The sequence below is a fragment of the Halorubrum sp. CBA1125 genome (genome assembly GCF_009742825.1).
Classification (GTDB): domain Archaea; phylum Halobacteriota; class Halobacteria; order Halobacteriales; family Haloferacaceae; genus Halorubrum.
In genome coordinates this window covers 1-10,956 of sequence record NZ_WPCE01000100.1, presented here as the reverse complement: position 1 = coordinate 10,956, position 10,956 = coordinate 1, and the positions used below count along the sequence as shown (strand labels likewise).

Below are 10,956 nucleotides of genomic sequence, written 5' to 3'. Positions count from 1 at the left end.
CGGCGACGCCGGGATCGCGGTGCTCCACGGCATCGAGGCCAACGTCGACGCCGCCGGCGACCTCTCGACTGACGACGAGACCCTCGCCGCCCTCGACCTGGTCGTCGCGTCGCCGCACTCGGGGCTCGGCCAGGACGCCGACGCCGCCACCGAGCGACTGGTCCGCGCGGTCGAGCACCCGCAGGTCGACGTGCTCGGCCACCCGACCGGCCGGCTCATCAACGAGCGGCCGGGTCTCGACCCCGACGTGGCGGCCGTCGCCGAGGCGGCCGCCGCGGCCGGCACCGCGATCGAGGTGAACGCGAACCCCGCCCGGCTCGACGCCGACGGCGACTTCGTGCGGGCCGCGGTCGAGACCGGCGCGACGGTCGCCGTGAACACCGACGCGCACGCGCCCCGCGAGCTCGACAACGTCCGGTACGGCGTCCGCACGGCCCGGCGCGGGTGGGCCGAGACCGCCGACGTGCTCAACGCGCGCCCGGTCGGGGAGCTGCTGGCGTTCTTGGACGGATAGATGTCGTCGCCGGTCCTGATCGACGCGATGTGCGGGACACTCGCCACCTACCTCCGGATGTGCGGCTACGACGCGGCGTACGCGCTCGACCGCGGCGTCGAGGCGGACGACCGGTTGCTGTCGATCGCCGCCGCCGAGGACCGAACGCTGATCACCCGCGACCGCGAGCTCGCGGCCCGCGCGGAGCGCGGCGGGGAAGCCGAAGGCGAGAGGGACGGAGACGAGGGGGACGGCGTCCCCGACGCGGTCCTCCTCACCGAGCGCGACGTGCTCGACCAGCTCCGCGAGCTGTCGGCGGGCGGATTCCGGATCGAACTCGCCGACGAACCCACGCGCTGTGGGGCCTGTAACGGGCCGGTCGAGCGGGTCGGCGACGAGGGATCCGGCGCGGGAAGTCCCGGCGCCGACCGTCCCGACTACGCACCCGACGACGTCGGCGTCGACCGGCCGGGGTGGCGCTGTCGGGACTGCGGGCGCTGGTTCTGGAAGGGGGGCCACTGGAACGACGTGGCGGCGCGGCTCGACGGGCTGTAGATTCGTGGCGGCGGAGTCGTCGCCGCCCCACCTCGCGTACGAGCGTAACGGGTTTGCCCGGCGGCCGCGTAGCGCTCGCCGATGGAACGAGACCGCGCCGTCGACCGACTGGAGTCGCTCGTCGACCAGATCGAGCGCGAGCCGATGCCGGTCCCGGTCCGGGAGGTGTGGGCGTTCGGCGACGTCGCGCTCGGGCTCGACCCGGTCGAGCGGCTCGACGTCTACCTCACCAAGGACGTGATCATGGGCGGAGACGACGAGGCCGCGGCGGCGTTCGAGGCCGAGTACGGCATCAAGGGGGTCGGCACCAGCGTGCGCGCCGAGTGGGCCGAGGCGTCCCCCGACCGGGTGCGCGCGAGCGACAACGGGTACGCGGCGCCCGCGAAGTGCCTCGCCGCCGAGCTGGTCGACGACGACGAGCCGGTCCACCTGGAGGTCTGTAACGCGAGCTTCGAGGACAACGTGCGCCAGCGGTTGCAGGGGGCGCTCGCCCGCGACGCCCTCGGGGAGGTGCTCGACCCGCGCGGCGTCTGTCTGTGGGTCGACGGCACCCGCGACGACGAGGCGTTCGAGCGGCTCCGGGCGGGCTCGTTCGCGATGCCGACGCTCGCGGACGCGCTCTGCATGCTCGGCGCCGAGGAGGACGCCGCGACCGCGGCCGCCGAGGCGCTGCAAACGCGACGCGCAGCGCAGGACGGCGCCTCCGTCCGCGGCGACGTGGTGTGAGACGACGCTGGAAGGCTGCGGTCGCCGCCGCCCTCACGGGGTCAGGGCACGCGGCCGACGGTGACGTCGAAGGGGACGCGCTCGACGCGCTCGTACTCGCCCGTGCGCATCCCGTCGACCACCTCGCGGCCCATCTCGCGCCACCGACGCCGGAGGTCGTCGTAGTCGGCCTCGGAGGTCGCGGTCACGAGTTCTTCCCGGTGGTCGGCGAGCCCCGCGCCGGAGGCCTTCCGGGCCGCCGCCGTCAGCGCCGGCTCCGCGTACGGCGGCACGGTCCGCTTCTCGTGGACGTACCGCCGCGTGCGGACGTCCTCGAGCCCGGCGGCCGCGAACGCCTCTCGGACGCGGTCGCCGAGCGCGACGTCGGTACCGACGCCCGCCAGGTAGGCCTCGCGGGCCTCGCGCTCCAGTCGCTCCTCGGCGTCGACGGTCGACTCCACCCGCACGTCCGCGTTGTCCGGCTCGATCGCGGCGACGAGCCGGCTCGACGCGCGGGACAGCTCTCGAACCGCGGCCGCCGGGTCGGGGAGGTTGATGAGCAGGGCCTGGCAGACGACCAGGTCCGCGGCGTCGTCGGAGACCGGGAGCCGGGTCGCGTCGCCCGTGAGGAACGCCGCCGACCCGTCTGTCTCCTCGCGGGCGACGCGGAGGAGATCGAGGTCCGCGTCGACGCCGATCACCGTCGCCTCGGCGGGCGTCTCCGCCGCGAGCACGCGGGTCAACTCGCCGGTGCCACAGCCCACGTCGAGGACGCGCCGGCGGTTCGGCAGGTCGAGGTCGGCGAGCGCGTCTCGGCTCCCCTCCCACATCCCGCGTCGGGTGTACTCGAGGTACTCCGCGGAGAAGCGTCGCACGGACTCCGTTCGAGGCGGGGCAAAATAAACGTCGGGAACCGTCGGCGCGGGTCCGTGAAACTGGCCGAGCGCCCCGCGCCGTCCCACCGCTCCTCGGCTGCTCGCCGGTCACTCCTCCGATTCGTCCGCGTCGACTTCCCCCGGTTCGTCCGCGTCGCCTCCGAATCCCGCGAGGTCAGCGAGCAACGTCGCGGTGACGCCGGCGCAGTAGCCGACGAACGCGCTGCTGAGGCCGACGAGCGCGAACATCAGCGTCACGTCCTCGAGCGGCGCGTCGCCGCCGCCGACGCCCGGGACGCCGACGACCGTCCCGACGAGCACGAGCGCGGCGAACACGGCCGCCGGAACGATCCCCACCGCCAGACACGCCGGTCCCCCGCAGCGCGCGTACGCGCCGACGGCCGCGACGGGCGCCGGCGCGTAAAACACCACAAGCGGCACGAGTCGGTCGGTCACCGCCGTCGCGGTCGACAGGTCGGCGACGTCGGCGGCGATTCCCCCCGCGAGCACGAGCGCCACGACGACGGCGAACCCGACGACCATCGTGACGGCGAGGTCCCGCCGGCGACCGAGGAGGAGCGCCTCTGTGGTGGTCATACCCACACGGTTCGGGGCCCCAACCACATAAAGTCGCGTCGGACGGTTCGGCACGGACGCGGGGCTCAGCTGCTCACTCGGCGCGCAGTTCGCGGACGCGCTCGATGTTCCACGCGAAGCCCTTCCCGTCCTCGGTCGGCGTCTCCAGCGCCAGCGGCACGTCCGCTAGGTCCGGGTGGTTGACGATCCGCTCCATCCCTTCCTCGCCGATGTACCCCTCACCGATGTGCGCGTGCTCGTCTTTGTGCGTGCCACACTCGTGTTTCGAGTCGTTGAGGTGGACGTACCGGAGGTGCTCTAGCCCGACCACGTCGTCGAACTCCGCGATCGTCTCGTCGACGGCCTCGGGGGTCGAGAGGTCGTATCCCGCTGAGAAGGCGTGTGCGGTGTCGAGACAGACGTCGATGTCGGTCTCCGTACGGTCGAGAATCCCGGCGAGGTGATCGAACTCCCCGCCGAGCTTCGTCCCCGCGCCCGCGTCGCTCTCGATCAGGACCGTCACGCCGTCGGGGACGTCGAGTTCGTCGATCACCGACGCCGCGTTGTCGAGGCCGCCCTCGACGCCCGCACCGGTGTGCGCGCCGAGGTGGACGTTGACGTACGGAATCCCCAGCTTCGCGGCCGCGTCCACCTCCTTTTGCATCGAGTCGAGCGACTTCTCGCGGAGTCCCTCCTTCGGGGTACAGAGGTTCACGAGGTAGGAGGTGTGGATCACCCACGGTCCCGCTAGCTCGTGTTCGGTCGCCTCGCGGAACCGCTCCGCCTCTTCGTCGCCGATGTTCGGGTCCTGCCACACCTGCGGGGAGTGGGTGAAGATCTGCCCGCAGTTGCCGCCCACTTCGAGCTGGTTGTCCACGGCGTTGTCGACGCCGCCCGCGATGGAGACGTGTGCTCCGACCCTGAGAGTCATACCACGTCAACGAGTGCGGCCGAAAAAGCCCCTTCGGAACCGGGACGGACGCGTCACTCGTTCTGATTCCCCGGCTGTGACCGAACCCACGCTTCGTCCCGGTACTTCGTCTCGGCGACGGCGGCAGCGCGCTTGCGCTCCGCGTCGGTCCAGCCGGCGTCGGTCACGAGCGTCGTCCCCTCGGCGGCACGCACCCAGTCGGCGAGCGCCGACTCGACGGCCGCCACCGCCTCCTCGCGGTCGATGTCCGCCAACTCGTCCATGCCGACGACCCGATCGCGGAACGCGTCCGGGTCCACCGGCGGGTCTACGAACACGCCGAGGTGGCGCGCCGCCGTCACCGCGTACGTCAACGACCCGTGTTGGATCACCGCATCGCGCTTTCGATACTGCGCGTTCCCGGCGATCTTCCGTCGCTCTCCCTCTCGCTTCCCCCCGGCCACCACGTCGTGTGCGGGATGCAGCCCCCGGAGGTAACAGGCCGGTCCGTGCAGCTCCGGCATCGGTTCGTCGGCGTAGCCGGCGTCGATCCCGATCCGCTCGAACGCGTCCAAGACGGGCTCGCACAGCAGGTGGTAACAGTCGAGCAGCTCGCTCGGGACGGCCTCGGCCGGGACGACGATCGAGTAGGCGATATCACCGACGGCGTCGTGGTAGATCCCGCCGCCGCCGGTCTGTCGGCGCGTCACGTCGATCCCCTCGTGCTCGCAGAACGCCCAGTCGACGGTGTCCGGATCCTGTCGGTAGCCGAGGGTGAGACAGCTCGGATCCCACCGGTAGGTCCGGACCGTGGCCGTCCCCCCGTCGGCGGCGGTCTCGGCGGCCACCTCGTCGAGCGCCATCTGCATCGGTCCCGGGTGCGCTTCCTCCCGGATCAGCCGCCAGTCGCCCGCGGGCGCGGTCATGCGCTCCCGTCTGCACCTCGCCCCGAAAGCGGTTGCGCTCGCCGCTCGTCGTTCAGCCTCCCACCGCGGTGGTAATTTGATATCGCGGTATCGGATTTATCTGTGGTTCCAAACGCGCGTCCCTTTTAGGAATCGCCGGAGTAGGGGCGCGTATGGTTCGGAACGTCGCCGGCGACATGGCGGATCTCGACCCCGAGGACTTCTACCTCCTCTCGGGCGTCGAGCAGGGAATGCGCTTTTCGGAGTGGGTCCGCCGCGACAAGCTCCCCGACTACGCCGACTTGACCCGCGAGGAGGTCGACTACCGGATCGACCGGTGTCTCGACCGGGAGCTGATCCAGCGGAAGACGATCCAGTACGAGGGGTACCAGCTCACCTTCGAGGGGTACGACGCGCTCGCGTTGCGGACCTTCGCCGAGCGCGAGGTCATCGAGGGCGTCGGCGCCCCGCTCGGGCTGGGGAAGGAGGGCGACGTCTACGAGGCGCAGTCGTTCAAGCCGCTCGCGCTGAAGTACCACCGGGAGGGATACACTAACTTCCGGGAGGTCAACCGCGAGCGCGAGTACACCGCCGACCGCAACCACGTCTCGTGGATGTACACCGCGCGCAAGGCGGCCGAACGCGAGTACGAGGCGATGGAGGCGCTGTACCCCGACGTCTCGGTGCCCCGCCCGGTCGATCACAACCGACACGCCATCGTGATGGACAAGTTCGACGGCACGGAACTCGCGCGCGCGAAACTCGACGCCGCACAGGCTGTCGGCGTCCTCGATCTGATCCTCCGCGAACTGGTGACCGCCCACGACCTCGGCTGGGTCCACGCCGACGTGTCGGAACACAACGTCGCGGTCGCCGAAAGCGGCGTCACGCTCTTCGACTGGCCGCAAGCGGTCCCCGTCGACCACGAGAACGCCCGGGAGTTCCTCGAACGCGACGTCGAGAACCTCCTGCGGTACTTCGGACGGAAGTACCCCCACGAGGTCCCTCGCGACGTCGACGTGGCGGCGATCGCCGACGCGATCGCGGACGGCTCTTTCGAGAGCGTCCGGGCGTTCGTCGAAGTATAAATTACATTCCGCGATATGAAAGTTGTACGGGATCGAAACGGCATCTTCTCTGCTGGGGCGAGGGCCATCGAGATTCCTCTCGACGCTGGCGTGCTGATCCCGGTCGTCACGTCTCTCTGTCGATCGCCGTGGCGAATACGCCGATCCCCGCCTGGGAACGGATGAACGGACAGCGGCGATCGAGAGTGAGCCGGCCGCTCGAGGCGCGGACGAAGCGAACGTGTCGAGGAAACCCGTCCCGGAGGTCACGACGCGGATCCCGCAGAGCGCGTCGGTCTGCTCCGGTTCAGTCTGATCGAGCGCCTGGCGTGCCCGTCGTGCCCGTCGTGCCCGTCGTGTCCGCCGTCACCCGATGAAGAAGTCGATCGCGTCGCCGGTCGACTGACCCTTGTACAGCTCCGAGTAGCCGCAGTTCGCACACGAGACCACCACGAACCGGCGGTTCTGTACGTCGAACAGCTTCGTGAATCCGGTCCCGCTCGTCGCGATCTCGTCGGTTTCGGTGTCCGTGCCGCCGCACTTGGGACAGCCGTCGTCGCCGTCGCCGAGGCCAGCAGCCTCGGGATCCGCGCGGGCGTCACCGCCCTGTTCGCTCTCGTCGGGCTGCTCCCGCTGGTCGGTGGAATCGTTGCCGAAAACGGAGTACTCCGTATCGCTCTCGTCGGAGGGCATCGTTCCCCCTGCACTCTCGATCGGCAAATCTCTTGTGGCGAACCGCGAAGATTCCGTTGAGCCGTCATCGCGGAGAGGGGCGACCGGATCTTCCCGGTCGGGGCGATCGTCTCGTCGACCGAGCTACTCGTCGACGCTGTCGACGAGGTCGGCCGCGACGCCGGTGTACCCAGCCGGCGTGAGCGCCCGCAGCTCCTCGCGGACGGACTCGTCGACGTCGAGGTCGTCGAACAGCTCCCGGAAGTCGGCGAGCGTCACCCGCTTGCCGCGGGAGAGCTCCTTCACGCGCTCGTAGGCCGCGGTGTCGCCCTCGCGCCGCAGGATCGTCTGCACCGCCTCGCCGATCACCTCGGGAGTCGCCTCCAGTTCCTCGCGCATCACCGTCTCGTTCGGGGTCACCTTCGCGAGCCCGTCACCGGTCTTCGAGTAGCCGATCAGACAGTGCGCGAACGCGGCGCCGACGTTGCGCTTCACCGTGGAGTCAGAGAGGTCGCGCTGGAGCCGCGAGGTGGTGATGTACTCCGCGAGGAACCCCAGATCCGCGTTCGCCTTCGAGAGGTTCCCCTCGCTGTTCTCGAAGTCGATCGGGTTCACCTTGTGGGGCATCGTCGACGAGCCCGTCTCGCCCTCGACGGTCCGCTGGCCGAGGTAGCGGTCGGAGACGTACAGCCACGCGTCGAGGTCCAGGTCGAGCAGCACGTCGTTCACGCCTCGGAGCGCGTCGAACAGCGCCGCCAGGTCGTCACAGGGGTTCACCTGCGTCGCGAGCGGCGTGTGTTCCAGGTCCAGGCCGCGCACGAACGACTCGGCGAACGCCGGCCAGTCGACCTCGGGATAGGCCGCGTGGTGGGCGGCGTACGTCCCCGACGCGCCCGCGAGCTTCCCGGAGAGGTCCTCGTTGGCGACGACAACCCGCCCCAACGCCCGGCCGAGCCGAGACGCGTACACCGCCATCTCCTTGCCGAACGTCGTCGGCGTCGCGGGCTGGCCGTGCGTGCGCGCCAGCATCGGCGTCTCCCGGTGCTCTCGCGCCAGATCGGCGAGCGCGTCCCGAACCTCGCGGATCGCGGGCACGAGAACCTCGCTCACGGCCGGCTTCACCAGGAGCCGGTGTGCGAGGTTGTTGACGTCCTCGCTCGTGAGCCCGAAGTGGATCCACGGGTACAGCGCTTCGGCGTCGTCGATCGGGTCTCCACCGTCCAGTTCGCCGAGGCGGACGCGCAGGAAGTACTCGACGGCCTTCACGTCGTGGTTGGTCGCGGCGTACCCCTCGGCGCCGTCGACTTCCAGGTCCTTGATCAGCCGGGCGTCCTCCGCCGAGAACTCCTCGTAGATCCCGCGGAGCCCTTCGGTCTCGGCCTCGTCGAAGCCGATCGGCGTCGCGTCGAGTGCCCCTAGCGCGATCAGGTACTCGACCTCGACGCGAGTGCGCGCCCGCATGAGCGCGGCCTCGCTCGCGTACGGCGACAGCGGCGCGGTTCGGGAGGCGTACCGGCCGTCAAGCGGCGACACGGCCGCCAGCGGGTCGGCCCGGTCGAGTCCCGCTACCGGTTCGGCCGGCGTCGCGTCGTCGCCCGTGGCGCCGTCGTCCGTCGCGTCCTCGTCGGTCATGCCCGCGACTGCCTCCGGAACCGGCAAAAGCGTGTCGATGAGGGGGTCGCGAGAGTGTCGCGCGGTGTCGCACAGATGTGGATAGGTCCGCCGCCGTACCACACGCTGTGAAGTGATCCTATCCGCGAACGTGGATCTTCGACCGGACGGACCGCAATCGATATACGCGATCGGTCGGACGTTCGCGTATGAAGATCGCCGGACTCGCGAGCAACCGGGGACGGAACCTCAGACACATCGCCGACGTCGCCCCCGGCGGCGCGGAGCTGTCGGTCGTCCTGACGAACCGCGAGAGCGCGCCCGTGCTGGAGGCCGCCACGGAGCGGCGGGTCCCGACCGAGGTCGTCGTCCGCGGGGAGGGGGAGTCGCGCGAGAGCCACGAGCGCCGCGTCCTCGACAGGCTCTCCGGGTACGACTTCGACCTCGTCTGCCTGGACGGGTACATGCGCGTGCTGACCGACGAGTTCCTCGATTCGGTGCCCACGACGCTGAACGTCCACCCCTCGCTTCTGCCGTCGTTCCCGGGGACCAACGCCCACGAGCAGGTGCTCGACGCCGGCGTCCGGACGACGGGCTGTACCGTCCACGTGGTCACCGAGGAGGTCGACGACGGCCCGATCGTCACCCAGGAGCCAGTGCCAGTCTACGCCGACGACGACGCGGACTCGCTCAAGACCCGCGTGCTCCACGAGGCGGAGTTCGTCGCGTACCCGCGCGCCGTCAGGTGGTTCGCCGAGGACCGGGTGACGGTCGAACGCGAGGGCGGCGAGGAGGCCGGTGCTGGCGACCCGGTCGCGGTCGAGATCGACGGCGACGTCGGCGGCGACTTCCCCGAGCGTCGGTTCGTCTCCGAGGAGCGCGCGGACACGCTGCGGTACGGCGAGAACCCCCACCAGGACGCCGCGCTGTACGTCGACGACGGCTGCGAGGAGGCGAACGTGGTGAGCGCCGGCCAGCGCAACCCCGGCGCGAAGGGAATGGGCTACAACAACTACAACGACGCCGACGCCGCGTTGAACCTCGTCAAGGAGTTCGACGACCCCGCAGCCGCCGTGATCAAACACACCAACCCCGCCGGCTGCGCGACGAGCGACACGCTCGACGACGCGTACGACCGCGCGCTCCGGACCGACGCGAAGTCGGCGTTCGGCGGGATCGTCGCGCTGAACCGCGAGTGCGACGCCGACACCGCCGCCGAGATCGCCGACTCGTTCAAGGAGGTCGTCGTCGCGCCGGGCTACACCGACAGCGCGCTCGACGTGCTCCGCGAGAAGAAGAACCTCCGCGTGCTCGACGTCGGTCCCCTCGGCGAGGGCGACGCGCGCGTCTCCGAGCGGTTCACGGAGAAACCGATCGTGGGCGGCCGGCTCGTCCAGGAGCGCGACCTGCAGTCGCCGACCGCCGAGGACCTCGAGATCGTCACCGACCGGGAGCCGACAGACGACCAGCTCGAGACGATGCTGTTCGCCTGGAAGACGCTCAAACACGTCAAGTCGAACGGGATCCTCTTCGCGACCGGCACGGAGACGGTCGGCGTCGGGATGGGACAGGTCTCCCGCGTCGACGCCGTCACGCTCGCGGCGATGAAAGCCGAGAAGGACGCCGACGGGAAATCTGCCGAGGGCGCGGTCATGGCCTCGGACGCCTTCTTCCCGTTCCCCGACGCGATCGAGGAAGCCGCCGACGCCGGGATCGAGGCGGTGATCCAGCCGGGCGGGTCCGTCAACGACGAGGACGTGATCGCCGCCGCCGACGAGCACGACATGGCGATGGCGTTCACCGGGTCGCGCTGTTTCCGACACGACTGACCCCGTCCGCGTTCACGGGTGCGAAAAGTTATCTTATTGTTGATAACTTATAAGCGTGTGGGGACCCAACGTTCAGCCGCAATGAGCACCCAAAAGATAACGCGACAGACCGCGGGCACCGTCGAAGAGAACGCGCTCCGGCTCGAGACGGAGAAGGCCGAACAGATCGTCGCCGCGCTGAACACCGATCTCGCGGACGCGTACGTCCTCTATCACCAGCTGCACAAACACCACTGGAACGTCGAGGGCGCGGAGTTCCTCGACGTGCACGTGTTCCTCCAGGAGGTGTACGAGGACGTCGAGGCGGCGGCCGACGAACTCGCGGAGCGTCTCCAGGCGCTCGGCGGCGTGCCGCACGCCAGCATGACGACGCTCGCGGCGAACGCGACGGTCGAGCCCGAGGACGAAGACGTGTACGACGTCCGGACGTCGCTGGCCAACGACCTCGAGATGATGGGTGACATCGTCGAGAGCTACCGGGAGCACATCGAGCTCGCCGAGGGGCTCGGCGACTACGCGACCGGCGAGATGCTCCGCGAACAGCTGGAGACGATAGAGGAACACGCCCACCACATCGAACACTACCTCGAAAACGACACGCTCGTGCTCGAGTCCGCGACGCACTAGTCACCGATCCGAGGGTGTCAGAGAACACTTCACAGGAAGTATTTCGCCACTTGTGGGTGTATCAACCGTTCGCTGAAGGGTGTTTATAAAGAGCAAGGAGAATACCCGCGCCTTTAGGCCTGTCTCTTACC

Annotated in this window: 11 protein-coding genes and 1 pseudogene; 6 read left to right on the top strand and 6 right to left on the bottom strand. The window is 69.8% G+C overall.

Features of this window, described 5'->3' with window-relative positions; genetic code table 11:
• From GJ633_RS17195 to GJ633_RS10070, 3 genes and pseudogenes are all read left to right on the top strand, one after another.
• A pseudogene (locus tag GJ633_RS17195) lies at positions 1 to 514 on the top strand (DNA polymerase/3'-5' exonuclease PolX); the annotation flags it as partial.
• Complete coding sequence (locus GJ633_RS10075) at positions 515 to 1,048, top strand: Mut7-C RNAse domain-containing protein (RefSeq protein ID WP_156588726.1); 534 nt, start codon at positions 515 to 517, stop codon at positions 1,046 to 1,048.
• A gap of 81 nt (positions 1,049 to 1,129) precedes the next feature.
• Entirely contained in the window at positions 1,130 to 1,774 is a 645-nt protein-coding gene (locus tag GJ633_RS10070) for a hypothetical protein (RefSeq protein WP_156588725.1), read from the top strand.
• Positions 1,775 to 1,815: 41 nt separating this feature from the next.
• On the opposite strand, the gene GJ633_RS10065 is transcribed toward GJ633_RS10070, so the two are convergent.
• The 4 genes from GJ633_RS10065 to GJ633_RS10050 all read right to left on the bottom strand — a co-directional run bounded on the left by GJ633_RS10065 (position 1,816) and on the right by GJ633_RS10050 (position 5,040).
• Positions 1,816 to 2,628 carry a methyltransferase domain-containing protein gene (locus GJ633_RS10065; protein ID WP_321169010.1) on the bottom strand — a complete coding sequence of 271 codons (813 nt, stop codon included), beginning with the start codon at positions 2,626 to 2,628 and terminating at the stop codon, positions 1,816 to 1,818.
• A 108-nt stretch (positions 2,629 to 2,736) separates the two neighbouring features.
• Entirely contained in the window at positions 2,737 to 3,225 is a 489-nt protein-coding gene (locus GJ633_RS10060; RefSeq protein WP_156588724.1) for a hypothetical protein, read from the bottom strand.
• Between the two features lie 73 nt (positions 3,226 to 3,298).
• Positions 3,299 to 4,135 (bottom strand): deoxyribonuclease IV, encoded by an 837-nt coding sequence (locus GJ633_RS10055; RefSeq protein ID WP_156588723.1) that lies wholly within the window; start codon positions 4,133 to 4,135, stop codon positions 3,299 to 3,301.
• Between the two features lie 53 nt (positions 4,136 to 4,188).
• On the bottom strand, positions 4,189 to 5,040 hold the full coding sequence (locus GJ633_RS10050) for a biotin/lipoate A/B protein ligase family protein (protein ID WP_156588722.1): 852 nt from the start codon (positions 5,038 to 5,040) through the stop codon (positions 4,189 to 4,191).
• A gap of 152 nt (positions 5,041 to 5,192) precedes the next feature.
• Between GJ633_RS10050 and GJ633_RS10045 the strand changes: the two genes are divergently transcribed.
• The gene (locus GJ633_RS10045) at positions 5,193 to 6,107 is read left to right on the top strand and encodes a serine/threonine-protein kinase RIO2 (RefSeq protein ID WP_156588721.1); all 915 of its coding nucleotides are present in this window, start codon (positions 5,193 to 5,195) and stop codon (positions 6,105 to 6,107) included.
• 345 nt (positions 6,108 to 6,452) lie between these two features.
• Here the strand turns inward: GJ633_RS10045 and GJ633_RS10040 are convergent, their stop codons facing one another.
• Positions 6,453 to 6,779 carry a zinc ribbon domain-containing protein gene (locus GJ633_RS10040; protein WP_156588720.1) on the bottom strand — a complete coding sequence of 109 codons (327 nt, stop codon included), beginning with the start codon at positions 6,777 to 6,779 and terminating at the stop codon, positions 6,453 to 6,455.
• A gap of 123 nt (positions 6,780 to 6,902) precedes the next feature.
• Positions 6,903 to 8,390, bottom strand: a complete 1,488-nt coding sequence (gene purB, locus GJ633_RS10035) for an adenylosuccinate lyase (RefSeq protein ID WP_156588719.1) — start codon at positions 8,388 to 8,390, stop codon at positions 6,903 to 6,905.
• Between the two features lie 188 nt (positions 8,391 to 8,578).
• On the opposite strand from purB, the gene purN reads away from it, so the two are divergent.
• Both purN and dpsA read left to right on the top strand, forming a co-directional pair.
• On the top strand, positions 8,579 to 10,198 hold the full coding sequence (purN, locus tag GJ633_RS10030; RefSeq protein WP_156588718.1) for a phosphoribosylglycinamide formyltransferase: 1,620 nt from the start codon (positions 8,579 to 8,581) through the stop codon (positions 10,196 to 10,198).
• 81 nt (positions 10,199 to 10,279) lie between these two features.
• Entirely contained in the window at positions 10,280 to 10,825 is a 546-nt protein-coding gene (gene dpsA / locus GJ633_RS10025; RefSeq protein WP_156588717.1) for a DNA starvation/stationary phase protection protein DpsA, read from the top strand.
• The last annotated feature ends 131 nt before the right edge of the window (positions 10,826 to 10,956 follow it).

Coding starts and splice junctions, on each gene's coding strand:
- GJ633_RS10070 (WP_156588725.1), top strand. CDS start 1,130: ATGGAACGAGACCGCGCCGTCGACCGACTGGAGTCGCTCGTCGACCAG.
- GJ633_RS10040 (WP_156588720.1), bottom strand. CDS start 6,779: ATGCCCTCCGACGAGAGCGATACGGAGTACTCCGTTTTCGGCAACGAT.
- purN (WP_156588718.1), top strand. CDS start 8,579: ATGAAGATCGCCGGACTCGCGAGCAACCGGGGACGGAACCTCAGACAC.
- dpsA (WP_156588717.1), top strand. CDS start 10,280: ATGAGCACCCAAAAGATAACGCGACAGACCGCGGGCACCGTCGAAGAG.
- GJ633_RS10050 (WP_156588722.1), bottom strand. CDS start 5,040: ATGACCGCGCCCGCGGGCGACTGGCGGCTGATCCGGGAGGAAGCGCAC.
- GJ633_RS10045 (WP_156588721.1), top strand. CDS start 5,193: ATGGTTCGGAACGTCGCCGGCGACATGGCGGATCTCGACCCCGAGGAC.
- GJ633_RS10075 (WP_156588726.1), top strand. CDS start 515: ATGTCGTCGCCGGTCCTGATCGACGCGATGTGCGGGACACTCGCCACC.
- purB (WP_156588719.1), bottom strand. CDS start 8,390: ATGACCGACGAGGACGCGACGGACGACGGCGCCACGGGCGACGACGCG.
- GJ633_RS10055 (WP_156588723.1), bottom strand. CDS start 4,135: ATGACTCTCAGGGTCGGAGCACACGTCTCCATCGCGGGCGGCGTCGAC.
- GJ633_RS10060 (WP_156588724.1), bottom strand. CDS start 3,225: ATGACCACCACAGAGGCGCTCCTCCTCGGTCGCCGGCGGGACCTCGCC.